Source organism: Collinsella sp. CLA-SR-H006 (assembly GCF_040097075.1).
GTDB lineage: Bacteria > Actinomycetota > Coriobacteriia > Coriobacteriales > Coriobacteriaceae > Collinsella.
In genome coordinates this window covers 1-24,823 of the sequence record NZ_JBBNPD010000014.1, presented here as the reverse complement: position 1 = coordinate 24,823, position 24,823 = coordinate 1, and the positions used below count along the sequence as shown (strand labels likewise).

20 protein-coding genes are annotated in these 24,823 nt (G+C 62.7%); 6 read left to right on the top strand and 14 right to left on the bottom strand.

What is annotated here, in order from left to right:
• Window positions 1-3 precede the first annotated feature (3 nt).
• The 13 genes from AAA069_RS08275 to AAA069_RS08215 form a co-directional block, all read right to left on the bottom strand.
• Window positions 4-1,926 carry a type IV secretory system conjugative DNA transfer family protein gene (locus AAA069_RS08275; protein ID WP_349128082.1) on the bottom strand — a complete coding sequence of 641 codons (1,923 nt, stop codon included), beginning with the start codon at window positions 1,924-1,926 and terminating at the stop codon, window positions 4-6.
• Window positions 1,923-2,267, bottom strand: a complete 345-nt coding sequence (locus AAA069_RS08270; protein WP_349128081.1) for a hypothetical protein — start codon at window positions 2,265-2,267, stop codon at window positions 1,923-1,925. Before AAA069_RS08270 ends, AAA069_RS08275 begins: the two co-directional genes overlap by 4 nt.
• 3 nt (window positions 2,268-2,270) lie before the next feature.
• A complete protein-coding gene (locus AAA069_RS08265) occupies window positions 2,271-3,167 on the bottom strand; it encodes a DnaB-like helicase C-terminal domain-containing protein (protein ID WP_349128080.1) in 897 nt (298 codons plus the stop codon).
• A complete protein-coding gene (locus AAA069_RS08260) occupies window positions 3,167-3,409 on the bottom strand; it encodes a hypothetical protein (RefSeq protein ID WP_006235186.1) in 243 nt (80 codons plus the stop codon). Before AAA069_RS08260 ends, AAA069_RS08265 begins: the two co-directional genes overlap by 1 nt.
• A 76-nt stretch (window positions 3,410-3,485) precedes the next feature.
• Entirely contained in the window at window positions 3,486-4,217 is a 732-nt protein-coding gene (locus AAA069_RS08255) for a hypothetical protein (protein ID WP_349128079.1), read from the bottom strand.
• 122 nt (window positions 4,218-4,339) lie between these two features.
• Window positions 4,340-5,641, bottom strand: a complete 1,302-nt coding sequence (locus AAA069_RS08250) for a tyrosine-type recombinase/integrase (RefSeq protein ID WP_349128078.1) — start codon at window positions 5,639-5,641, stop codon at window positions 4,340-4,342.
• A 582-nt stretch (window positions 5,642-6,223) separates the two neighbouring features.
• Window positions 6,224-8,185 (bottom strand): Stk1 family PASTA domain-containing Ser/Thr kinase, encoded by a 1,962-nt coding sequence (gene pknB / locus AAA069_RS08245; RefSeq protein WP_349128077.1) that lies wholly within the window; start codon window positions 8,183-8,185, stop codon window positions 6,224-6,226.
• Window positions 8,186-8,317: 132 nt separating this feature from the next.
• Window positions 8,318-11,188, bottom strand: coding sequence for an FtsW/RodA/SpoVE family cell cycle protein (locus AAA069_RS08240; RefSeq protein WP_349128076.1), 2,871 nt, complete (start codon window positions 11,186-11,188; stop codon window positions 8,318-8,320).
• 16 nt (window positions 11,189-11,204) lie between these two features.
• On the bottom strand, window positions 11,205-13,004 hold the full coding sequence (locus AAA069_RS08235) for a Stp1/IreP family PP2C-type Ser/Thr phosphatase (protein ID WP_349128075.1): 1,800 nt from the start codon (window positions 13,002-13,004) through the stop codon (window positions 11,205-11,207).
• Window positions 13,001-13,417 carry an FHA domain-containing protein gene (locus tag AAA069_RS08230; RefSeq protein WP_006235180.1) on the bottom strand — a complete coding sequence of 139 codons (417 nt, stop codon included), beginning with the start codon at window positions 13,415-13,417 and terminating at the stop codon, window positions 13,001-13,003. Before AAA069_RS08230 ends, AAA069_RS08235 begins: the two co-directional genes overlap by 4 nt.
• Window positions 13,418-13,423: 6 nt before the next feature.
• The gene (locus AAA069_RS08225; protein WP_035136732.1) at window positions 13,424-14,437 is read right to left on the bottom strand and encodes an FhaA domain-containing protein; all 1,014 of its coding nucleotides are present in this window, start codon (window positions 14,435-14,437) and stop codon (window positions 13,424-13,426) included.
• On the bottom strand, window positions 14,434-16,287 hold the full coding sequence (locus tag AAA069_RS08220; protein WP_349128074.1) for a serine/threonine-protein kinase: 1,854 nt from the start codon (window positions 16,285-16,287) through the stop codon (window positions 14,434-14,436). Before AAA069_RS08220 ends, AAA069_RS08225 begins: the two co-directional genes overlap by 4 nt.
• Window positions 16,288-16,431: 144 nt before the next feature.
• The gene (locus AAA069_RS08215) at window positions 16,432-17,148 is read right to left on the bottom strand and encodes a hypothetical protein (RefSeq protein ID WP_349128073.1); all 717 of its coding nucleotides are present in this window, start codon (window positions 17,146-17,148) and stop codon (window positions 16,432-16,434) included.
• A gap of 116 nt (window positions 17,149-17,264) precedes the next feature.
• Between AAA069_RS08215 and dnaX the strand changes: the two genes are divergently transcribed.
• A complete protein-coding gene (dnaX, locus tag AAA069_RS08210; RefSeq protein ID WP_349128072.1) occupies window positions 17,265-19,721 on the top strand; it encodes a DNA polymerase III subunit gamma/tau in 2,457 nt (818 codons plus the stop codon).
• Between the two features lie 21 nt (window positions 19,722-19,742).
• Here dnaX and AAA069_RS08205 read toward each other — a convergent pair whose 3' ends face one another.
• Complete coding sequence (locus AAA069_RS08205; RefSeq protein WP_349128071.1) at window positions 19,743-20,216, bottom strand: hypothetical protein; 474 nt, start codon at window positions 20,214-20,216, stop codon at window positions 19,743-19,745.
• Between the two features lie 340 nt (window positions 20,217-20,556).
• On the opposite strand from AAA069_RS08205, the gene AAA069_RS08200 reads away from it, so the two are divergent.
• The 5 genes from AAA069_RS08200 to AAA069_RS08180 all read left to right on the top strand — a co-directional run bounded on the left by AAA069_RS08200 (window position 20,557) and on the right by AAA069_RS08180 (window position 24,758).
• The gene (locus tag AAA069_RS08200) at window positions 20,557-20,877 is read left to right on the top strand and encodes a YbaB/EbfC family nucleoid-associated protein (protein ID WP_006235174.1); all 321 of its coding nucleotides are present in this window, start codon (window positions 20,557-20,559) and stop codon (window positions 20,875-20,877) included.
• Window positions 20,878-20,890: 13 nt separating this feature from the next.
• Window positions 20,891-21,487: a recombination mediator RecR gene (gene recR, locus AAA069_RS08195; RefSeq protein WP_006235173.1), complete on the top strand. Its 597-nt coding sequence runs from the start codon at window positions 20,891-20,893 to the stop codon at window positions 21,485-21,487.
• 245 nt (window positions 21,488-21,732) lie between these two features.
• Window positions 21,733-22,638 carry a hypothetical protein gene (locus AAA069_RS08190; protein ID WP_349128070.1) on the top strand — a complete coding sequence of 302 codons (906 nt, stop codon included), beginning with the start codon at window positions 21,733-21,735 and terminating at the stop codon, window positions 22,636-22,638.
• A complete protein-coding gene (locus AAA069_RS08185; protein ID WP_349128069.1) occupies window positions 22,635-24,479 on the top strand; it encodes a hypothetical protein in 1,845 nt (614 codons plus the stop codon). Before AAA069_RS08190 ends, AAA069_RS08185 begins: the two co-directional genes overlap by 4 nt.
• Window positions 24,480-24,482: 3 nt before the next feature.
• A complete protein-coding gene (locus AAA069_RS08180) occupies window positions 24,483-24,758 on the top strand; it encodes a hypothetical protein (RefSeq protein ID WP_349128068.1) in 276 nt (91 codons plus the stop codon).
• Window positions 24,759-24,823 lie beyond the last annotated feature (65 nt).

Sequence of the window (24,823 nt, the reverse complement as noted above, 5' to 3'; positions counted from 1 at the left end):
TCCCTAGTCGAGCGAGAGCCCGCTGAATTTGCCGCCCGGCTTGCTCCCGTTCTTCTTCTCCGGCTCGGGCCACTTTGGGCACCAGGTCGAGGCCTCCTCGCGCATCTTCCCAGCAGCTGACTCGTCGAGGCGGCGCTGGTAGGCGCGACGGTTCTCCGCCTCGTGCTCGGGGGTCCCGAGGTCGAAGTGCTCCCTTGTGGGCGTGTTGGTGCAGTCGGTGACGGGGGAGCGGAAGACGCCGGCTCGACATGCGGGCATACCGTTGTCCGCGTGCTTCACGACGATGATCCCGTCCCGGTCCGGGGCCATGCCGCGCCACTCCCAGGGGTGTATCACGTCGTCGGCGCTCTCGCTGTAGGACGTCGAGGATGACGTGCCCGACGCGGCCCTGCCGTTGCTCGTGCCCTGCGTGTGGCGCGTGGTCTTGCCGATGAGCTCGGTAAAGTACCGGCGGTCCTCCTCCTCGGCGAGCTTCATCGCAATCTTGACCCCGCAGTTCGCGAGGATCTTCCTGCGGCCGTCTCTCTCGCCATACTTGTTGAGCTGGGATACGTCCTGCGTCGCTCCGACCCAGAACGTTTCGCACCCGCGCCCGAGACTGAGGAGGGCGGGCAGGCACTCGACGCGGGGCAGGTTGCCCCACTCGTCGCCGAGTATCTGCACGGGGCGGGGGAGCCTGCCGCCGTTCACGTCCGCGACCGCCTGGACCGAAGCCCAGAGCTGCGAGAGGAACATCGCCGCGATGCAGTTGTAGGGGGAGCCCTCGTCGAGCACGTGGAGGAAGACGGCGCTCTTCTCCGTGAGTACCGTGTGCGGGTCGATGTCGGAGCCGGAGGTCATCCAGGCGACCGGGGCGGAGGAGAACGGGCGCAGGGCGACCTTGAGCGTCGAGAGGATGCTCCTGAGCTCGTTGCCGCCCGAGGAGACGAACTGCGACGCCCGGCCCTTGGCGGGGTGGCCGCTCGGCAGAGCGCGGAAGACGGCCTTCAGGGGCTCGGACGGGTCGTCTCCCTCGGCCTCGGTGCCGCGGTCCAGGACCTCGCAGACGGTCGCGAGGTGCTTTGATTCCTCGGGACACTCGTCGGACATGGAGACCAGCAGGACCAGGGCCGAGAGCAGGCCCCTGGCCGAGGCGGTCCAGTGCGAGCCCTTGTCTTTCTCGTCGTCCTGCACCACGAGCTCCGCGATGGCGTCCGCCGCCTGCTCGGCCTCCTGGTCGCGTCCCTCGGCATGGAGGTCGAGCACCTGCTTGAGCGGGTTGAACCTCTGTCCCCTATAGGGGTGCTGCGTGTCGAGAAGCAGGACGCGATAGCCGCGACGGGCCAGCTCGTCGCCCGTGAGTTCTATGAGCTCGTTTTTCACGTCGGAGACGATTAGGGTCGCGGGCTCGGATCCGTTGGAAGCGCCGCCGTAGCTGAGCAGGTCGATTGAGGGGAGATAGAGGAAGCGACTCTTACCTGACCCGGTGGCCCCTGACACGAAGGCCATCTTCTTGGGCTCGTAGAGATAGCAGGGTTTGCCGTGATACTTGGTGAACCCATAGACGAACCCACGTGACGAGGGATTCGTCGAGCCGTCCCAGGTCATGGACCCTTTTATGACCTCGCGACCCGTCTTGACGTGGGCGTTGCCGAGCACGCCGCCGTCCTCGGCCCTCGCGTTGAGGGTGGTCGAGTAGGCGATGAGAGCGCAGATGCAAAAGGCGAGGAGGAAGGTCAGCAGGGTTCCGAGCGGGCAAGCAGTGAACGCACCCGTGAGCCACCAGCCGAGGACGGTGTCCACGCCGAACGACGACGGAATCGCAGCCGCGCCTAACGGTGTCCCGGCGACGAAATCGTCGACGGGGACGGCGAGGACGGGGCATGCGAGGATCGCTAGGAGAAGAGATGATATGAGCGCTGTGGGCATCTTGGTTTTCATGATCATTCTCGATTCTTGGAGATGAGGTTCGATAGCTGCGAGGCCGTGCTCGATACCAGACGGACGGCCTCCGCGAGCTGTTGGGCCGTCTGCGTATCCACGCCATAGGCGTTTGCGGTGAGAACGGCCTGGTTGAGGTTTCCGCCCTGCTTCTTCATCTGATGAAGAAGCTGCCGCAGCGTCGCCTCGTCGGCGATCCTGACGGGCTTCTCACCGATGAGGAGAGCGGCTTCGCGCATGAACGTCGATGGGGCCATACCAAAAGAGGAGGAGCGCACCGTGATGGCGGCACGCTCCTCCTCGGTCATGCGGACGTTTATATGCGCGGTCTTGGCTTTGCCACGCATGGGCTAGCCCCTGTCGTGGAAGGTGGCGCGCGCACCGTCGAAGTCGAGTCGGGACTCGCCCAGCGTGCCGTAGCGGTTCTTGAGGGCGACGAGCTTGAGGGGCGTGCCGGTTGCGGGAGACTCGTAGGGCCACTCGGGCTTGTCATTGTCATCGGCGAGGTAGAGCACCGAGTCAAAGCCGTACTCGACAGCGGAGGAACCACCGAACATGGCGAGGTTGGGCCTGGCCGACTTCCCGGAATCGTAGGACTTGCGAGTGGTCGAGCTCAGTGCGATGACGGGAGAGCCATAGAGGTTCGAGATTTCGCGGAGGCCCTTCACGCATGCTGTGATAGCCAATCGCTCGTCGATGAACTGCTGGTCCGCCGTGACGCCGCAGGCGAGGAGCTGGAGGTAGTCAATGAAGACGAAGGGGACCTCGCCGCGCTCGCGTGTTACCAGCCCGACGAGGTTGGAGAGCTCCACGGTGTTGAGCGGGCCGGTGATGCAGAGATTGGGGGCGATCTGGGTGCGATATTTGTCGAGTGCGGCCTCGAAAGTCGTGTGCTTAGGGTGATTCTGGGTCGCGCAGCTGGAGACCTCGGACAACGCGACTTTGCCGTCGCTGAGACGCGCCAGGCTCTTCTCGACCAGCTTGTGCGCGGGAAGCTCGGCGGAAACGTAGATTACCGGGTGCCCGTCTGCCGCGAGCTTGTCGGCCTCCTGGAGTGCCAGTGTCGTCTTGCCCTTGCCCGGGGCGGTCCCGATTGCGTAGTTGAGCCCGGGGTAGACACCGCCGAGGATGCTGTTGAGTGCGTCGAGCCCGAAGGAGGCGATGGGCTTGTCTTCCTGAAGGGCGTGGACGTGCTCATCGAGTACATCCAGCTCGAAGACGAGGGGATTGGCGTTCGGGCGCTTCATTACTCGCTCGCCCCCTCTGCCAGCTTGTGGAAGTAGTCGAACAGGTCCTCTTCCATGACGAAGTACTGGTTGGCGATACTAAAGCAGTGGTGGGTGGACTTCATGAGCTTGATGGCGCTGGATTGTCCGATGCCGGTGAGGATCTGAACGTCCAGGCGGCTCATGATGCGCTTGGTGCCGACATGGCGCAGGTTGATGCCTGCGGAGATGGCGTCGGTCTTGGGGTCATCTGCAAGATGCATGATAAACTCCTTGTTTGGGGCGCTCGGCTCCTCTTCGAGGTTTGGCGACTAAGAGAGGGGAGTCGGGTGCCGTTTTCTATTGCCAGTCGGAGCAGACCGTCTCCAGAAGGTCGCTCCATTTGCGGCGCAGCTCCGGGGTGTCCGGTGGTACGTGCTTGTTGCCGCACTTGTTAGCCGAGATGGTGACGCTCTCTTCAAGCGCGGAAAAAGCATCGGCGAGATAGGCGCATGTTGCGTTCAGGCATCCAATCTCGTCGAAGTACTCAACTGCGAAGCGAACGAGGGCTGCTACGGGCGCTCGATTGAACTCCGTCGAGCACTCGTTCATCAGCGAGCGTCCGTACTTGACTGCACGGGACGTCTCGTAGTCGAGAAGGGGATTCGAGGGGTCGCTCCGGGTCTCGTGTTCCATGTAGTCAAGAACAGAATCGAAGCAACGTCGAAGGTGCGGTATGTCCATTGCACCGGTGTAGAGCGCAGTGCCGCAGCTCCTCTCGTGAATGAGCCTCGCTCCGAACTCGATTATGGGCTTATAGTCCGCTTCGGCGACGGTGCCGATTGCGCCGGTGACGTTCGAACGCAATACGTCCGACACACTCGTGAACAGGCTATCACCGCTGTAGACGTTGAGCATTCTGTCCCTCGCGAACGCGGACGCGGGAAGCACCTTCTCGAAGACGAGTCCGATGATGGTTTTCGATTCGTCAGTTGCCCGCAGGTAAGCCTCGTCCGAAACCATCTGCGCGAAGGGGGCCCTGAGATTCTCGGGAATGCGAATTCGCTTCTCAGCTTTCTTTGCCAACGCCACTTATACTCACCTCCTTCCATTCAACTTGCGAATAATGTATCACCGTTCAGTCGATATGGCCCATGCGAATGTCACTAATAGCCCATGATATGGAGAAATAGTGAAGTATCCAGTTGAAATAGCTAATTCTTAGATGAAAGCGATTCAAATACCTCAGCTGCGTTTCGGTCATTTGCCCTGATTGCATGGGTGTAGAAGTTTGCGGTTGTGCTTGCGGACGCATGGCCCATTCTCGCTTGAACGGTCTTTAAGTCGACGTTGCTCGCAACAAGGGCCGTTGCTGCCGTGTGCCTCAGGCCATGGGGAACGAGCCCTGAGTATCCGGTGCCTCGTGTGTGCAGTTTGCCGTTGCGCTCGAACTGGCTTGTCACGTTGGCGTACTCGCCATAGCCGTTGTCGACGCAGAAATCCCTGAACCAGCGTGAATAGTTGTGTCCATCGGGTCGGGTGATACTGACGTGAAGGTTGCCGTTTTCGTCCTTATGCGTGCTGAAGGCGTGAACGAGGGGGTCAGAGTTTCTCTGTCTTAGCCCGCGTTGCTCGAATAGACTGCGCTGACGCATCTTCCAGTCGTTTAGATACGCGGCCAGCGAAGAGTCTATAGACAGGATTCGCCTGCTCATTTCCGATTTGGGTGCCCTGAGCGTTTTGTCATTGGTGTACTGGCGGATGATTCGTATCTCCATCGCCTCAGGGTCGTAGTCTTCCCAACAGAGCCCCAGGGCCTCGCCTTTCCTGAGTCCTAGGTGGAATATGAGCATGGTGCAGACGGTCATCGGCCCCATGGGTTCGGATAGCAGGCATTTGGTGAATCGGGGCAGTTCGTCGGGTGGGAGGAAGTTACGCACTCTAAGGTCTGGCTTTGGGAGTTTGATGCTGATGCATGGGTTGCGCCCGATTAGCTCATTCTCCAGTGCGTCCTGCATGACCTGTTTGAGCTTGACGTGGATACGACGAATCTCGGCCTCTGTGAATCTTCCGGTTGAGATCGCTTCAGCATACGCCCGTTTGATCTCGTCGGGCCTCAGTGCGCCGAGGGGCATGTCGCCGAACAGCTCGCGTATATGGCGCACGTCATATTCCTCTCTTTGGAAAGAAAGAGGGGAGCCGAAGGAGCTTTCTCGGAGCCGATGGAAATCCTCAGCGTATCCGGAAACAGTGGTCGGCATGTCGCTAGCCGGTTCATAGGTCTCCAGCTCCTTCCGGTAGGCATCGAGCGCATTCGCCACCTCACCGGGCCAGTTCTTCGGGTTTTTGCTCTTGCAATGGATGGTTCTCTTGGGCGTCTTTAGGTATCTGACTCGTTTCCCGTTCTTGCCGGATTCGGGGTCGCGACCGAGAGAGAAGTAGATGCGGAAGGAACCGGGTTTTCCCTTGATCGGTTCGGAAGTGCCTTTGGCTGTGGGTTTGATTCTGGTTTCCATGGGTCTCCAGGGGTGGTGCGTTGGGTTAGCCTCGGGGGCGGGGCTTTGAGGGCCTCGCCCCCGAGGCTAACCCAAAAATTTCACCCCTGCAAGTCAAAATGAAGGGGTGAAGGGGTGTAAATAGGGTGAAATTGAAAACTAATCAAGAAGAGCAAAAACGGCAGAATAGCTAAATTACCTGCGGAAATAGAGATATTGATGAAAATGAAAAACCGCAGGTAGGGTAAGAGCTCATGACCTCCTAAAGCGGGTGTCGACGGTTCGAATCCGCCCGGGGGCACCAGAGGATTATGACGGCGTCGCGAGGGCGGCGCCGTTTCTGGTTTGTGGGGACCGCCGGCGGATTCGAGCCGTCGACACCCGCGTCACCAATTTCCCGCGGGGGGAGTTTTCGAATCCGCCCGGGGGCACCAGAGAAATATCGAGCCTGGTACCGCTACGGTGCCGGGCTCTTCTGGTTTAAGGCATGCCGGAGTATTCGCTGCTTCAGATAAAGAAAGCGCCCGCTTGCTGGGGAAGCAAGCGGGCGCCTGTGAGCGAATATGTTTGCGGCGAGAGCCGTGATGAGCGGTGGGGTGGCGACTAGTTGGTCGTACCGGAATCGTCACCCGTGCCCGAGCCAGAGCCCGAACCCGAGCCAGAAAGTGCGACTGTTAGCGTGATCGTGCTGTCGGTGGACTGCTTGCCGGTGGGGGAGACGCCCGTAACGGTGGCATCCTCGTTACCGCTTACGGGATTGCCGTTCTGGTCACAGAAGCCGATGTTATAGAAACCGGCGTTGTTGAGCGCGGTAACGGCGGTGGAAATGCTCTTGCCGTACAGGTTGCCCGGGACGGTGGCCTTGCCGGACTTCTTGGCAATGACGACGGTAATCGTGGCGCCGGGCTTCTGCTTACCGCTGGGGTTCCAGCTGATCACGGTGCCCTCGGTAACAGAGTCGTTCTCCTGGTAGCTCACGTCGACGCCAAAGCCTGCCATATCGAGGGCGTTGCGCGCCTGCGCCTCGGTCATGTCGGTCAGGTCGGGGACGGACGTGGTATCCGGGCCGCTCGAGACCTTGTACGAGATGGTCGTGCCCTTCGCGACTTCCTTACCGGCTTCGGTGCCCTGCTCAAAGACCTGGCCCTCATCAGCCTCGTTGGCCTCCTCGGAGGCGTTGCCCTTCAGGCCAACGCTTGCCAGCGCGGCTTCTGCCTGGTCCTTGGTCAGGCCGACAAGCAGGGGAACCTCAACCTTCTCGGAGGGCTTGGGACCCTTGGAGATTACCAGGTTCACCTTGGTGCCCTTGGCCTTCTTGGTGTTGCCGTTGGGGGTCTGCTCGGCGACCTTTCCCTCGTCGACATCGTCGTTGTAGCTCTGGTCGACGGTGCCAACCTCAAGGCCGGCTTCCTTGATCAGCTCAATAGCAGTTTCCTGGTCCTTGCCCAGCACGTCGGGCACCGTGACCTGTTCGCCACTGAACATGCCCGAGGCAAAAGCAACTACAACGCCAATCACGGCAACGGCGGCAATCACGGCGGCGATGATCTTGTTCTTGTTGGACTTAGGCTTCTCGACCTCGTAGGAGCCCGTGGAGCCCGAGACAGCGCTACGGGCAGTGTTCTGACCGCTCACGCCCGAGACGGGACGAACCATAGCGCGCGTTGAGTCGGAAAGCTCGCGGGTCTTGGTGGCGCCCAGGTCGCCGGCGGCACCGATGATGCGCGTGGGCTCCGAGACGTTGACGGCACGGCCGGACAGGTAGCTGTTGAGCACCTGGCGCAGCTCGTCGGCCGTCTGGAAGCGGTTTGCCGGGTCCTTCTCCATGCACTTGAGGATAATGCGCTCAAGGTCGGCATCGACGCCGGAGTTGATCTGGCTCGGCGGGATGGGGAGCTCGTTGACCTGCTTGAGCGCGACCGAGATGGCGTCGTCGCCGTCAAAGGGTACGCGGCCGGTGGCGCACTCGTACATGACGACACCCAGCGAATAGATATCCGAGGTGGGGCCGAGGTCCTGGCCGCGGGTCTGCTCGGGGCTTACATAGTGGGCGGTGCCCAGAACGTTGTTATCCTGCGTGAGGTGGCTGTTCTTGGCGCGTGCGATGCCAAAATCCATGACCTTGATGTTGCCGTCGGGCAGCACCATGATGTTTTGCGGCTTAATGTCGCGGTGGATGATCTCGTGCTTGTGTGCGACCGAAAGCGCGGAGCTGATCTGCGAGCCGATCTGTGCGACCTTTTTGGGATCGAGTGCACCGTGGCTCTTGATGCCGCTTTTAAGGTCGGTGCCGCGCAGGTACTCCATGACGATGTAGTAGGTGTCGCCGTCCTTGCCCCAGTCGTAGACGCCCACGATATAGGGGGAGGACAGGCCGGCAGCTGCCTGGGCCTCCTGCTTAAAGCGGGCGGCGAAGGTGGCGTCGCCGGCATACTGCGGCAGCATGATCTTGACGGCAACCGTGCGGTCGAGGACCTGATCCTGTGCACGGAAGACGGTCGCCATACCGCCCGTTCCCACCTTATCCTTGAGGAGGTATCTTCCCCCGAGGACCCTCTGTTCCATTCCTGCTCCTAACATAACTATTCGCTCAACGATGTGTGTAGTACCAGATGTGTGGCCGCTGGGGCCGTGTGGCGCGTTGCCGCTAGCTCATCGGCCGCGGCGCGCCATAAGTATCCGCTTTGATCATGGGCATCACGCTCCCTGTGCGGCGAGCGCCGCGGTCAGGACGATGCCGGCAATCTTGGCCGCCTCGACGTCGTGTTTGTCGTAATCCTCCAGGGCCACCGAGATGGCAACCGTGGGTGAATCGTAAGGTGCAAAGCCAACAAACATAGAGTTGACGTTGGTGCCGCCGGTCTCGGCCGAACCGGTCTTGCCGGCAACCTTGACGCCCGGAATCTGGGCATCGGTGCCGGTACCGGACTGGACGACGGCGAGCATGGCCTGCTTAACCTGGTCGGCCGTGGCGGAGCTGACGGCCTGACCCAGCGAGCGGGACTGCGTGGTCTTGACCACGGTTCCGTCCGGGGCGAGTACCTGGGCTACAAAGTACGGGTCCATGACCACGCCGCTGTTAGCGATGGCAGCGGCAATCACGGCGTTTTGCATAACGGTGGTCTGCGGGCCAGGCGTGTGGTCCATGCCGACGGGCTGGCCTGCGCCTGCCCAAGCGGTCTCCCACTCGGTCATAAGCGACGGGTCGGCCATGATGGAGGCCGCGGAGGTCAGATCCTGACCGAGCTTTTGACCGTAGCCAAAGGCGTTGGCAAACTGGACGAGCGAGCTGGCACCGACCTCGTTTGCCACCTGGCCAAAGACGACGTTGGACGACACGGCGAAGGCCTGCTGCAGGCTGATGGTGCCGTAGCTCTCGTTGGCATAGTTGGTGACCGGCGCGTTGCCAATATCCATGGAGCCGGGCGCCTGGTACGTGCTGGTAAGGCTGGCGGTGCCGGTCTCGAGCGCCGCGGAGAGTGTGACGACCTTAAAGGTCGAGCCCGGGGTGTACAGCGCGTCCATGGCACGGTCATACATGGAGCCGTCCTCGCCGCCGCCCGACTGGAGCAGCGCATCGATGTTGGTGTTGTCGTAGGTGGGCGAGCTCGCGCACGCAAGGACCGCACCGGTGCGCGGATCCATGACCACCACAGCGCCCTTAAAGCCCTTGAGCGCCTGCTCGGCAGCCGTCTGGATGCGCGAGTCGATGGTGAGCTTGGCGGTATTGCCCGGCTGGGTCTGCCCCGCGAGCGACGCGATGGCGTTGTTCCAGCTGGAGTAATCCTTGGAGCCGGTGAGCGTATCGTTCATGACGCTCTCGATGCCGGCGGTGCCGTATTGCTGGCTCACGTAGCCCACCACGTGCGCGGCCATGTTGCCGTTGGGGTAGGAACGGGCGTAGGTGCCGTCCTCCTGCTGCAGCGACTCGGCTAGCGTCACGCCGTCGGACGTGATGATGGAGCCACGCTGGATGTACTTGGAGCGGGCGATGGTGTGGTTGTTGGTCGGCATGTCCTGATAGTCCTTCGCCTTGATGACCTGGACATAGGTGAGGTTGCCGATAAGGATGGCGAACAGCGCCGTGAAAGCAAACACGGCACGAGTCAGACGGTTGGCAAGCGCCACGCGGCCGAGCACGCCGGACTCTGGCGTGTCGAGCAGGCGACGACGCATGCGAGAACCCGCGGAGTGGTTGCCGTGGCCGTAGGAAGATGCGCTGGCAAAACGTGTGCCGGTCGGGGCGGCGGCGGATGCGACCTGGTCATCGGTGATGGCGGCCATGGTGCCGGTGCCGGTGAGTTCGGCTTCGCGTCCGGTTGCCTCGTCGCCGGCGCGCAGCAGCAGCGCGACGATGATAAAGCTCGCCAGCAGCGAGGAACCGCCCTGGCTCATAAAGGGCAGGGTGACGCCGGTCAGCGGGATCAGGCGGGTAACGCCGCCTACGATCAAAAAGGCCTGGAAGCTGATGGCTGCCGTAAGGCCCGTGGCACTAAAGGCGGCGAGGTCGGATTTAGCGCGGGCAGCCGTGGTGAGGCCACGCACGGCAAAGAGCATAAACAGGATGAGCACGGCGCCGCCGCCCAAAAGGCCCATCTCCTCGCCGATAGCCGAGAAGATAAAGTCGGACTCGACGACAGGGATGTTGTTGGCCATGCCGTTGCCGATGCCAACACCGACCAGACCGCCGTCGGCGAGCGAGAAGAGCGACTGGACGATCTGGTAGCCCTGGCCCTGGGCGTCCTTAAACGGATCGACCCAAACCTGGAAACGCACCTGAACGTGCGACAGGAACTTGTAGGCGCCCACGGCTCCAACGGCTAAGAGCGCAAGGCCGATAACGACATACGAAAAGCGCCCCGTGGCAACGTAGAGCATCAGCAAGAAGATGGTGTAGAACAGCACGGCCGAACCCAGGTCGCGTTCGAAGACGACGACGAGCAGGCACACACCCCACACGGCAAACAACGGCAGTAGCAGTCGCAGGCGAGGGATCTTAAAGCCCAAGATCTTGCGGTTGGAGATGGAGAGCAGCTCGCGGTTCTCGGCCAGGTACCCGGCCAGGAACAGCACGATAAAGACCTTGGCGAACTCGCCGGGCTGGATGGTAAAGCCCGCGATGCGAATCCACAGCTTGGAGCCCGAGATCGTGGTGCCGATAAAGATAGGCAGCATCAGCAGGATGATGCCGATGATGCCAAAGGTGTACTTGTAGCGCATGACCACGTCGAGGTTTTTGACTAGTGCAAGCGTTCCCACCATGAGCGCCACCGAGACAAACAGGATGATGAGCTGTGAGATGGCGAGAGCGGGGGCGAGACGCGTCACGAACGTGATGCCGATGCCCGAAAGTATAAATACGATGGGCAGGATGGCGGGGTCGGCACCGGGCGCCAAGATGCGCACGGCAATGTGGGCCGCGGCAAAGGCGGCAAAGAGGTCGATCGGTACGGCGAGCGTCTCAAAGGAGATAGCGGCGACCGCAGTGAGCACGTACATCGCATACAGCAGGATGACGGGGAACGCCGAGGCGATGAGCAAGAGCAGCTCGGTGTTGCGGCGACTCATAAGCGGCACTCCCTTTCTAGTTCTTATCGGAGGCTTCGGCCTCGGCGGACTGTTCGGCGGTTTTCTCGGAATCTGATTCGGAGGTCGATCCCTGATTGGTGTTGTCGCGAATCGTTTGCGCGTCGATCACCTGGCGGGTCTGCTCCTCGTCGATCTGGTGGCGGTACTTGGATATCGTGTCCTGCGCATCGTCGACACTTGTTTGCGGAATGCCCGCCTTGAGGCGGTTTTGCGTGTCTTCGGGCAGGTCGGACAGCTTAATGCTGGTTTCGCTCTCGAGCCAGTGGAGCTTGAGTCCGAGCGGCTTGCCGGGCAGGCCGCGCCAGACGGCGACATTGCCCTGGTAGGTACCCAGGTAGTATGAGCCGGTGACACCCGTGTAGGCCCAGATGCCAGCTGCCAGCACAAAGACGAGGGCCAGGATGGCGGCGATAGTAATGTTGCGGCGACGCACGCGTTGCGCCTCGCGCATAACGCCATCGTCAACCAGGTCAACGACTACTACGGTCACGTTGTCGTGGCCGCCGGCGGCAAGCGCCGCGTCCACTAGGTTGTCGACGCAGATTTGCGCGGTTGAGGACTGCGTGGCGATGTTCTCGATATCGCTATCGGGAATCATGCTCGAGAGGCCGTCGGAGCACAGGATCAGACGGTCGCCTTCCTCGATATGCAGAGTGAAGTGGTCGGCATACATGGCGGGGTCCGAGCCCAGTGCGCGGGTGATGACCGAACGGTTGGGGTGGACGCGAGCCTCGTCTGCCGTGATCTCGCCGGCGTCCACGAGCTCCTCCACGTAGGAGTGGTCGCGGGTCACGCGGATGAGCGTGCCCTCGTGGAGCAGATAGGCGCGAGAGTCGCCCACGTGGGCGATGGCGAGCGTGTCGTTTTCGATGTAGGCGCAGGTGGCTGTGCAGCCCATGCCGGGCTTGCCCAGGCCGTTCAGGGCCGCCTCGATTACGGCGGCGTTGGCTGCCTCGACGGCTGCGGCCAAGCGTGCTGCGTCGGCGGACTGCGGGGCCGTTTTGGCAATAGTCTCGACGGCGATAGAAGAGGCTACCTCGCCGGCGGCGTGACCGCCCATGCCGTCGCATACGCAAAAGAGCGGCGACTGCACCAGGTAGGAATCCTCATTGTGCGGGCGCACACAGCCAACGTCGGAGCGGGCGCCCCACATGAGTTGCGTGGTGGTGCCGGCATCATAGGTCGAGTCGGTCTCGATGCGCTCCTCGGTCAGGGGCTCAAAGCTCATGGTCGAGCCGGGGTCTTTGAGTTTGGCCTCAACGGCGGCAACGTCGATCTCGGCTGTGTCACCGGGAGAGACGGTGTCGGTCTCGGCGTTTGATTCGGAATCGCCGGTGTCCGGGGAGTCGGGCTCCTCGGACATGCGGGCGGTCGACTCGTCGTCTTGCGGGCTGACGTCTATAGGCTCGGGCGCCGGCGTAGACGCGGGCGCAACCTCGGATGCCGGGGCTATGGGAAACGCCGGCGCGGCGGGCTCGGGTGCCGCAAACACCGCAGCGCTCTCGTTGATTGCCGCGGCGACGGGCTCTGCAAAGTGAGCCGGCGCCGGGGTTGTTTCGGGCGCTGTGGGCTGTTCCGCAGCATGTGCGCCGATGGGCGCCGCTACGGCATCCTCTTCGTCCTCGTTATCGGCGAGATCCGAAATATCATGCGTTACATGCGAAAGAGGCAGGGAGAACACGGTGTCCTCGGGCTCCACGAGTGCGGAGCCCGCCGGAGCGGCGTGGGCCGGCGCAGCTGTGGCGGCGGCCGGTGCCTCGGTCATAGTTGCGGACTTGTTCTCCTCGTCGATCATCGACGGTTCACCTTCATGACCACGTCGCCAATCTGGACTTCGTCGCCCTCACGCAGCGTCGCGGGCTCCACGAGCTGGCGGCCGTTGACGAGCGTGCCGTTAAGCGAGTTGAGATCCTCGATGATGAGCGCCGGGCCCTGCAGCGAAAAGCGCGCATGCGAGGCCGAGACGAACGGTTCGTTGATGCAGATGTCCGAAGATGGCGAGCGACCGACGATGACGGGGCCGAGCATGTCTACGTGGATGCCGCGGATACCGCGCGGACCCTTGTCCACATCAATCGTCCAGATAGCCGAGTCGCGGCGCTGCCCGCGCACAAGTCCCACGCCGGTCTTCATGACGGCGAACAGGAAGATATAGAGCAGGGCGACCAAGACGATGCGGCCTGCAAAAAGGACGATATCGATGTTCATAAGCGACTATCCCCTAAATTCAAAGGTACTCAGGCCAAACGTCAGCAGATCGCCGTTGCGCAGTGGGCAGCGCGTAATGCGGCGGTTGTTGACGAGCGTGCCGTTGGTGGAATTGAGGTCCTCGATCGACCAATCCGAGCCCGTAAAGGTGAGCTGGGCGTGGCGGCGCGACACGTTGGGGTCGCGCAGGGCAATGTCGGAAACTGAGCGCTCGCGACCGATGGTCACCTGTGCGGAGGTGATGCTATGGCTCTCGCCGCTCACGACGTCGACGAGCTGGGCGAGCGGGCGCTGCGGGGCGCGAGTGCTCGCCATGTTGGAGGCGATGCCGGCTGCGGCGCCTAGGCCCACGGCGGCACCGGTCGCGGCGGCTCCGCCCATGCCGGCAAGCGCGTCGCGCGAGACGGTCTGCGGCACCGGGATGGGTGCTGCGGCGGGGTCGGGGACGCTAGGCGCGAAGGGGTCTGCCACGGCAAGCGGGTCGGGAGCGGCGGCGCGAGGCGTCGGCTGTTGCTGGGGCATGGCGGCGGGGCGCTGCTGCTGCGGGGCAGCAAACTGCTGCTGGCCGGCGCGCGGGGCGCTGGCGGCACGGCTTGCCGCGGAGTTGTTCTGGCCCAGGCCGTTTTGATAGGCGCGCTCTTCTTCGTACAGGCGGCCGAGCGTGGGGGCATCGACGTTCTCGGCAAAGACCGAGAACTTGCCGGCGCGCAGCTGCGGATCGATCATAAAGCGCACGAGGGGCTCGCCGACAAAGACATAGCGGCGCTTTTCGGCCTGCGCCTTCACAAACTCGCGGACCTCGCGCGAAAGCTCGGGGTAGAACGGGGCGAGCATGGGATCGTCGTCGGCGGCGATAAGGATGGTATAGAGTGCCGGCGCCGTGTTGACGCCGTTAATCACCAGAGTCTGATCCTCCATGTCGCGAGCGGCCTGCTTAGCAAGCTTCTTAAAGGAGAACGGGGCACGGGTGGCACCGAAGATGCCGGCCACGTGGTCCTCGAAGATGTTCAGGAAGTTCACGAAAGATCACTCTCCGTATAGGTTCTTTGGTATCCGAGCAAATATAGGCATATCCCAACGATTATAGAGGATAGGGTTCCCGCAACCGCCGCCTTGGCGACGACCGCGGCTGCAAGGCTGGCAATTTCCATATGGTGTGCAAGACAGGACGCCGCTGCGCAGCCGATGCCGGTGACAGCGATGGCGGCGATTGCGGCAAGGTTTGAGCCCTGATCGGCACGCTTGGCATGGGCATTGAGCAGCGCAGATGACGCCGCGGCAGTTGCCGCGACCAGCACAAAGGCGACCCAAAGGAGCGGGTCTCCCAGCGCTGCGGCAACGTTACCGAGCCCCAGCACGCCTCCGGCTGAAAGCGCGACCGTGGCCAGACGGGCAAAAAGCGCGCCCATGCCCGTTGCCGCGGCGGCGCTTGCCGGGCCGAGCCAAAATGACGCGACGCCGGCGGTGACCCCAGCTGCCAGGAAGGTATTGCCGGTCAGACAGCCAAGCGCGAGTGCACAGGTGAGCGCGGCGCTCGCGGCAGCCTCGGTGCGACCCCAGGCGATCCACCAACCGGACATGGCGGCGGCAAAGATCACCGCGACGGGCAGCATCGACAGGATGCCCTGCGCCTGCATGGTGGCGTTGGCCATGAGCACCAAAAAGCCCACAGCCGAGATGGCCGAGCCGATCTGGGGGGCCAGGCCAGCCGCCGCTCCGATCGCGATGGCCGCAATGACCAGGCCGGGAAGCGCCGCGACCCCGGCCGTTTGCATCAGCAAAAAGCTATAGGTGCCGCACGTTAGCGCCGAGATAGTGCGCATGGTGTAGTCGCGCGCATGGCTCCAGCGCGTGCCCGCCCAGCCGAGTGCGGGGTCGACCTCGATGGCGTCGTCCTCGTAGTGCGACGGCTCGATATCGTCGAGCTCCTGCTCGTCATCCGAAAGTTCGCCAACCATTTGCTCCAGGCTGCGACGGCCTTCGCGCACGCTGCCCAGACCGGCAAGGAGCTGGTCGCAAAATGCCTCGATGCTGTTGGGGCGGTCCTGCGGCATGGGGGAGAGCGCGCTCATGAGCGCGGCCTCGGCTCCCGGGGGAAAGTGTGGTATCAGTTCGCTGGGATAGGTGGCGCCGCCGATGATGCGGCCGAGCGAGTCGGCGGGCGTGGCCGCCATAAAGGGAGCGCTGCCGCACAGGCCCTCGTAGATCACACAGGCGAGGGCAAAGACATCGGCGCGCTCGTCGACCGTGCCGGTCTCGATATCGAGCTGCTCGGGCGGCATGTAGCCGATGGTGCCGCCGCGCGAGCCGCCAAAGCCACCGGCGGACGACAGTCGCGCCATGCCAAAGTCGGTGAGCTTTACATTGCCCGAGTGGTCGATGAGCACGTTGGCGGGCTTAATGTCCAGGTGGAGTACGCCATTGCTATGGGCGAAGGTGAGCGCCTGGCCCAGGGCATCGGCAATGGCCGCGGCCTCGTCAAAGGTGAGCGAGTGGCCGTCCACGCGATGCAAAAACTCGGCCAGCGACATACCGTCGACATACTCCATGACCAGGTAGGCATAGGCGGTGTCATGCGTAAAGTCGATGACCTGCACGATGTTGGGATGTTGAAGCATGGCGGCAGTGTGCGCCTCGCGCAGGACATCCATGATGTCGCTGGCGGGCATGCCGGCGCCGTTGATAAGGGGGATGCGCTTAATGGCGACGCGGCGGCGCAGGTGCGTGTCGCGGCAAATCTCGATGGAGCCAAAACCGCCGGTCGCAAGTGTCTCGAGCGGCTGGTACCGCTTGAGCAGCTCGCGAGAGCTGGTGCCCTCCAAAGGAACGTCCGGCGAGAACCGGGCGGTATGTTGCGAGAAAAGCGGCATGGCCAACCCTCGTGCGTTTAAAGTTCGTTTGCGAGCGGCGGGCGTGGGGCCGAGCCATTCGCGGTGGCATAGATGCTGCTAGTGTAGCACGCTCGGGTGCATGGGGAGGATAGCGGGATGCGAGGCTGTCTGTCTGGTTTGGTCTTAGCGCTTCTTCTTGTTCTTCTTCTGCTTGCGCTGCTTGCCTTTGGTCTCCTGGGGCTTGTCGTCCTGCTTGGCCTCGGCGGCGGCCTTCTCGGCCTTCATCTTCTTGCGTTTGGTCTCGATGCGGAGTTTTTTGTTGATGCGCGCCTTGAGGAAGGGGCCAAACTGCTCGGCATCGCCGCGAACAAAGGTGTCCTTGGGGATCGTCACGCCCTGGTCGGCGAACATGGCCACAAAGATGCGCTCGCCGTCGAGTACGTGGTCGAGCTTCTCAAACGGGAAGAACTGCGACTTGCCGCTCTTGCCCCAGACCATCAGGCCGTCCTCGTTGGCGGCGACGCGGCGGTAGCGGCCGCCCATGGACTCGTCGGCCTCGACGGCATCGATAAAGTCGCGGGCGAGCGTGTGGTGGAGGTTCTTGCTCCACCAGGCCAAAAAGGCGCCGAACACGATCAGCACGACGCCGAACTTGATCCAGCTGCCGCCGGCCACCAGCATGCCGATGCCGATGAGCACGGCAATCGCGGCGGCGACGTACAGGGAGCCACGGCGCCTGGGCGAGGCGACCAGGCGGGCGAAGTCGGTGACGAGATCGTTTTCGTACTGATACTCGTTGAGGTACAGAATGCCGTCATCGGCCGCGGCCTGCGCCTCGAGCGCGACCTCGACCTGGTCGGCTGCTTCGGAGGGAATGAGGTTGCTCTCTGCGTCTGCCATGCTCTTTGGACTCCTATCGCGGCGGGCTCGCCGTACGGGTTATTATGGAATGCAGTATGCCGTGCGACCGCATGGCCGCCGCGGCAACAAGACTCAGTATACCCGGGGGAGCACCCATGGAATCGTTGTACCGAAAGTATCGCCCGCTCACCTTCGACTCCGTGGTGGGCCAGCAGCATATCGTCTCGACGCTCGAGCACGCCATCACCGAGGGGCGCCTGTCCCACGCCTACCTGTTCTGCGGACCGCGCGGCACGGGCAAGACCACCATGGCGCGTATTCTTGCCAAGGCGCTGCTCTGCCGCAATGCCGAGGCGGCGCGCGCCGAGGGTGCGAGCGGCTGCATGCCCGACGGCACCTGTGAGGAATGCGAGCTCATCGCCGAGGGCAACCACCCCGATGTTTACGAGCTCGATGCCGCAAGCCGTACCGGCGTGGACAACGTGCGCGAGGAAATCATCAACTCCGTCAACTTTGCCCCGGTGCGCGGCAAGTACAAGATTTATATCATCGACGAGGTCCACATGCTCACGACGGCGGCGTTCAACGCGCTGCTCAAGACGCTTGAGGAGCCGCCGGCGCACGTGATCTTTGTGCTGTGCACCACCGACCCGCAAAAGATTCTGGAGACCATCCTCTCGCGCTGCCAGCGCTTCGATTTCCACCGCATCGGCAACGAGGATATCGAGCATCGCCTGTCCTACGTGTGCGAGCAGGAGGGCTTCGATTACGACGACGAGGCGCTCGCCATCGTGGCGCGCCATGCCAAGGGCGGCATGCGCGACGCGCTCTCCACGCTGGAGCAGCTGAGCGTCTTTGGCAACGGCGCCGTGCATGCGGACGATGCCCGCTCGCTTTTGGGCGAGGTTTCGGACCAGATTTTGGGCGAGTTTGCCCGCGCCATTGCCGATCGCGATGTTGCCGAGCTATATGGACTGATCCGTGCGCAGGTCGAGGAAGGAAACGACCTGCTGGGGCTGACGCGCGACCTGGTGGCGCATGTGCGTGACGTGTACGTTGCCTGCGTTGCCGGTGCCCGTGCCGAGCTGTTTGAGGGCGGCTCCGAGCAGGCCGAGGCGCTTGCTGCCGAGGCCGCTGCCTTTGGCGAGCATCCTGCCGACCGCCTGGCTCGTGTGCTGACAGTGCTCGACGATGCCGCACTGGAGATGAGGGGCGCGAGCGACGTGCGCCTGGTGCTCGAGATTGCCTGCACGCGTCTGGCGCGTCCCGAGGCTGATTTAACGATTGAGGCATTGGCCGAGCGCGTGGCACGCCTGGAGGCCATGGTTGCCAACGCCGCCGTGCCGGCGAGCGTGGCTGCTGTTCAGGCCGCCGCGCCTGCAGCATCCGTACCCGCTGCTGCCCAACAGCCGACGCTCATTTCGGGCGCCCGCGCTGCCGCCCCGGCGGCATCCGCTGCCCCCGCTGCTACGTCCGCGCGCCAGGGCGGTATGCCTTGGGACCGTGGTGCTGCTGTTCCGGCTGCCCAGCCTGCGCCCCGTTCTGCGTCCGTGTCAGCTTCCAAGCCTGCAGCGCCTGCGCCTCAGCCCGTTGCGGCCCCCGCGTCTGCCACCGCTCCGGCACCTAAGCCCCAGTCCAACAATGCCGCCCAGGTTGCCGCCGCCGGTGCTGCCGAGACGCCCGCGGTCGAGGATGCCGGAGAGCTGCAGCGCAAATGGGCCGAGGTTGTCGAGCGTGTCAAGGCACGTCAGGCTTCCTACGCAGGGCTTTTGCTCAACGCCCGCGCCACGGCCGACGACGGCTCCAAGCTCACGGTCTCGTTCCCCGCGGGTTCGACTTTTGCCATTAAGATGCTCGGTCGCGCCGATACGCAGTCGGTGGTCCTGCCGACGGTCTGCGCGGTCTTCGGTCGTCGTACCGTCGACTATGTCTTGGATGGGGGTGGCACGCCGGCTCCTCAACATGAGGAGCATTCTCCATCTGCACGGGCTGCGGCATCTGCGGACCCGCAACCCGTGTCCTCGGCGGCCCCTGTATCCTCGAGCGCCAGCGCGTCGCAGCAGCAAGCGGCGCCGGTAGCGGCATCGACCCCGTCGGCGCCTAAGCCCGCGGCGCCCAAACCGGCTGCTCCGACACCCGCGCCCAAGCCCGTCTCGCCCGCGCCCAAGTCGTCTGACCTGGGCAAAGCCCCCTGGCTACGCTCCGACAACCCCGCCGGCGCTCCTGCCACGGGTAAGCTCCCGACTGAGCCCGCACCTCGTGCGCCCGAGCGCTCGGCTGCCCCCAAGGCTCAGCCTGTCGCGCAGTCCGCGCCGTGGGAATCCGAGCAGGTGCCCTACGACGACGCTATGGTCGGCGGCTTCGCTGTCGATGCGAGCGGGGACGATCTGCCTCCGTTCGACGTGCCGGGTGCGGCGTCCGCGCCCAAGTCCGCTGCAACTGCCCCCAAAGAGGAGGGCGCTCCTGCAGCTCCCTGGGAGTCCAACCCCGGTGCGGGCAGCCCCTTCGGCCATCAGGGTGCAGCCCCGAGCATCCCGCAGACCGAGGACGAGGCCAAAGCCCTCATCCGCAGCGTCTTCGGCCAGTCCACCATCTTCAAACCGGTGGAGTAACCGTGCGGGCGGGTATGCTGCTCAAGAAGAGATCTCTTTGCCCGGGCGCATCTGTATTTCGGACATGTGCAACGCGGTGCCGCGTATCTCGCATTCGAGCAGACAGGTACGTGACGGTCGGCCTAGGATGCTGAGGTCGATACGATACGTCGCATGGCTGTCCGTGTGCTCGACTTGCTCGGCGTTGACGGTTGCTCCGATTGTCAAGAAAGCGCCTAGTTCGGCATCGACAATCTTGGAGTCCTTTATCTTGACCTTGAACTCTTGGTAGAGGGACGGGCTGTTGTAGTAAATGGTTCGAGTTCCGTCGGTGCACTCATCGGTCGCTTCCCATTTGACGACGGGCTGGTCCGAGCTGGCTATCAGCAGTTCTGCTCCAAAGGCTATAGCATGGGTGATGACAACCAGTAATGCCCAGCCGACAAAGAGATAGAGAACCACATATGCAACGGGGTGTTTTGAGCGGATGTTTTGGAGCGCGTCGGGGGCATTCATGGGGGCACCTCCAAATTACTATCTATGGCAATCAAATTATACCCTGCCGCCATGTGCGCCGCCTCGAGCAGCGGTTCGGCATTTAGCTATTTAGTGGCGCACATGAAATGCCGGATTCGGCTCTACTAGATTGAGTGTGCGATATTATGCAACCTTGCATAATTCGACCTTGCATAATCTTTGAGTGCGGTTTGTATTGGAGGACATGTATATCGACTGAGGTAACACGTCCGCCCCGCTCTCTCGCCGCGCGCCGTGGTACGATTTTTGAGTTTGAAAGTCCCGCCGTGCTCCGGCTGCCCTTGCAGCTCGGCGTGCGGCCGCACGTAAAGGAGCCATCATGGCCGGTATGAACATGCAGCAGATGATGAAGCAGGCTCGCAAGATGCAGGAGCAGCTTGCCGCCGCGCAGGAGAACCTCAAGTCCCAGACCGTCGACGCCTCTGCCGGCGGCGGCATGGTCAAGGTGACCGTTAACGGCGAGATGGAGCTCGTCAACCTCACCATCGATCCCGATGCGCTCGATCCCGAGGACGTCGATATGCTGCAGGATATGATCATGGCTGCCGTCAACGAGGCCGTCCGCGGCGTCAACGAGCTCGCCAACAAGCAGATGGGCGCCATCACCGGCGGCCTCAACATCCCGGGCATGCCGTTCTAAGACACGCATATATATGAGTGCGAATCACAGTCTGCAAAAACTGCTTGATGAGCTGGGCCGTCTGCCGGGCATTGGTCCCAAGTCGGCCCAGCGCATCGCCTATTACCTGCTCGAGGCCGATGCCGAGGAGGCCCGCCGCCTGGCCGAGGCCATCCTGGAGGTCAAGCAGGAGGTCCACTTTTGCAGCCGTTGCTTTAACTACGCCACGGCCGACGAGTGCTCCATCTGCCAGGACCCGATGCGCGATACCACTCGTATTTGCGTGGTGGGCGAGCCGCGCGACGTCCAGGCGATCGAGCGCACGGGCAGCTACCACGGCCTGTACCATGTGCTGGGCGGCGTGATCAGCCCCATGGACAAGATTGGCCCTGAGCAGCTGCACATCCGCGAGCTGCTGGCGCGCCTGGGGCACGAGGATATCCATGAGGTCATCATCGCCACCAACCCCAACATCGAGGGCGAGACCACGGCGAGCTATCTGGCCCGTACCATCAAGCCGTTGGGCGTCGAGGTGTCGCGTCTGGCAAGCGGCCTTCCCGTGGGCGGCGACTTGGAGTATGCCGACGAGCTTACGCTTGGCCGCGCCATCGAGGCCCGTCGCGCGATTTAGGTGGCGAGCCTGTTCCTGCCGTATGTTTTCCTCGCGATGCACGGGGTAGTCATAATTTCCCCGTGCGACTGTGAGTTTGTTGTGCAACAAAGATGCTTCGTATCCGCTTATCGCATGGATGCTTCCGCTCGCATCCTTAATTTGCCCATTCGTTGCGCAACCTTTTAGGTTCGCTGATACACTCAAATATGGATTTGAATGAATGCGCCGCTTCTGAGCGGCGTGTTTTTGTTGGAGGAGAACGCATGCGGCCCGGTGGCACTCAGACAAAGCGCGGCGCCGCGGTGCGCATGCGACGCCGACTGGGCTTGGCGCCGCGGGCGTACGTGCTGCTGTCGTGCTCGCTGGTGCTGGTCATGGCTGGCGTTTCTGCCTATGGCATGACCGTGCCGTCCATGATGCAGGCGCATGCCGCACGCGAACCGCGCGTGGGGCATGAGGTCAAAAGTGATTTGGGTACCACGACTGGATATGCTTGGGCAAGTGTGGTCGCGCATATTGTGTTTGGCACCGACGATGCGGACGGCGCCGAGGCCCCGGACAACGAAGTCACGCTTGCCAATGGCAAAACCATCGTGCTCACCAACACCAAGATCATCGATCGGTTGTCCAACAATAGCGTGGCGGCAACGGTGAATAAGGTCGAGCAGCAGAAGGAGCAGGACGCCCAGCAGTCCGGAAAGCCCGGTAGCTCGGATACTTCTGGCTCCGGCTCGAATTCGTCGAGTTCGAGCGGCGGCTCTGGGTCGGGCTCCTCTACCGGAGGGTCTGGAAATGGCGGCTCGACGGGCGGCAACACTGACAACGATGCAAACTCCGGTGGCCTTTCCGCTGCTGAGGAAGAGAGCATTCACAGTTGGCTTGTGACCAAGTACAACATGCTCGACGGCTACGTTTCTCGTGCCAATGACGTGGTCTCGACCTATAACTCTACGGGAGATCCCAGGCCGTGCGACAGCCTGGTCGGGGAGATGTTTGTCATTCGAGCCGAGTTCGGTCGTCAGACATTCTCGCCCCGGTCAAAGTGGTATCAGCAGTATGCCAATCTGTGGGGCTGTTACACCAACCTATGTCAATGGGTCGGCCATTACGGCGATGATGACGTCGCACTCGGTAACTTCAACAATAACGTGGCGGCGCTTGCCCTATGATGACCGATCTTGCATCCACCACACCACAATCGCTCGGTCGCGATTCCATGGTCGGCCTGCGCCTGGCGCGTGTCGACGGGTTTGAGCCGGCCATTGCGCTCGGTCAGGACGAACTGCCTGCCTATCTGCGTCGTTTTACGATGCTGTTTGCCGACGAAGCCACCATGCGCCGTGGCGGTATCGGCCGCGTGACGCGTGCCGTCAACGCCCAAGGCGAGGCCGTGGCACTCAAGCAGCTCATCTTGCCGACGCGCGATGAGTTTGACGACGATGCAGCTCACGAGGCGCTGGTCGCCAAGTTCAAGGCGGCGTTTCGGGAGGAATACGAATGCCATCGCGCCCTTTCGGGTCTTAAGGGCTTTCCCCGCCTCTATGGCTGGGGCGAGGTCGACGGTGTGCCTGCAATTGTCATGGAATGGGTCGAGGGCGAGACGCTTGTCCGCTTGCGTTCGCGACTCGCCGTGGACGATGCCGGACGCCTGTCGCCGCTTGTGGCGGCGCGTCTGGGTCGCGACCTGTTCGATCTGCTCTGCCGTATGAGCCTGGTGGGTGAGGGCTTTGTCCATCGCGATATCTCGCCCGCTAATATTATGGTGCGTACGGCGCGTCTACCGCTTGACCGGCAGCTTGCCGAGGGCACCTTTGACCTGTGCCTGATCGACTTTGGCTCGTCGCTGGCGCTCGAGCCTGCGTCGGCCGTGGCCGGTACCGGCGGCAAGGCGTCGTTTACGGAGCGCTATGCCACGCTGCGTCGCGCGACGGTTGCCTATGCCCCACCCGAGATGCTCACCGACGATATTCCCGATCTGCGCGCTTTGCGTATGTCGCCGGCGATTGACGTCTATGCCGCGGCAAGCACGGTTTACGAGCTCATTGCCGGCGTCGCGCCATACGAAGCCGCGCCGAGCACTTCGGGCACCTCGGGTTCGCGCAAAAAGACGCGCGACATCGCGAGCCCCTACCGTCTCAAGATGGACACGCGGCCCGACTATCCCATTGGTGCCCATGCGCCCGGTTGTGATTTGACTCAGCTGCTTCGTCGTGAGCCCGATGTGGCGCTCGCCGCGGCCGAGCAGGCCCAGCAGCTAGGGCTTGAGCCGGATTCCGAAGAGCTACGCGATGCGCTGGCGTTTGTCGATGCCCAGCTGTTCGACGTGGTGATGGCCTGTCTGTCCAGCCATCAAAAAGATCGTCCCGAGCCGGCGGCGGTCGAGGCGGCGCTCTCGGCGTTTTGTGACCACTATGCGCAAAATGTCGGTCGTTCGCTCCGCGGCGAGCCGCTCACGCCGTGCCCCATGGATGCGTCTGGCCGTGCGGTTCGTCGCGCGCTGATGGTCGGCGCGACGGTCGTCTGTGGCGTGGTTTGGGCTGTGGTCGTGGTTTCGGCCGCGCTGCTGGCGTCGGGCGCTCGCGTGACGGCGACTTTGGGATCGCTCGTGTGGTCTGGGTCGCTACCGGGTATTATTGCCGCACTGGCGTTGGCGCTGCCAGGCATAGCCGGCGTTGCCGCGGGGGCACTTGCGCGCAATCGGCGCTCGGGGTTCCTGCAGGGTGTGCTTGCGCTTTCTGCCTGCGAGGTTCCAGTACTGGTTGTGGCTGCATGTAGCGTATTTTCCCAACGCGCCGTGATGGGCGGCCTTGTTGCCGCTCTGGTTGCAACCTATACGCTTACGTGGTTTTTGCTTGCGATGGGCTTTGCCTTTGAACTTCCCGTTTCGGCACCGCGACGCACAAAAGCCCAGATGGCGACTCCGCTTGCCGGTGGAGCCGCAGCTGCCCGTACTTTTGGCGGACCTGTCGAAGTATCGTCCGATTCTATTTCTACGACCAAGGAGGCCTAGGTCATGGCATCTCAAGTTGAGCTCACCCCATGCGGGGCCATGTTTGACATCTTTAAGCGCGCGGCGCATCTGAGCCATATCGAGCTGTGCGGCCTGGTGCTTTCGTCCCGTCCGCTCGCCGACGGCCGCAGCCCGCAGAGCCGAGCCGCCGATCGCTCTTGGGTTTCCCGCTTTATCGTTCGCGCGCCGGTCGGCACGCTTCAGCAGCGCTACTTTGCCGAATACGGTACCTCGGCTGCGCGTATTATGTCGCAACTGGCCCTGCGCCAGACACTATGACCCAATCCGAGGGCACTAAAAAGATAGGAGCCCCCGCTCGTGGCCGCGGGTCGGGGCTGCGACAA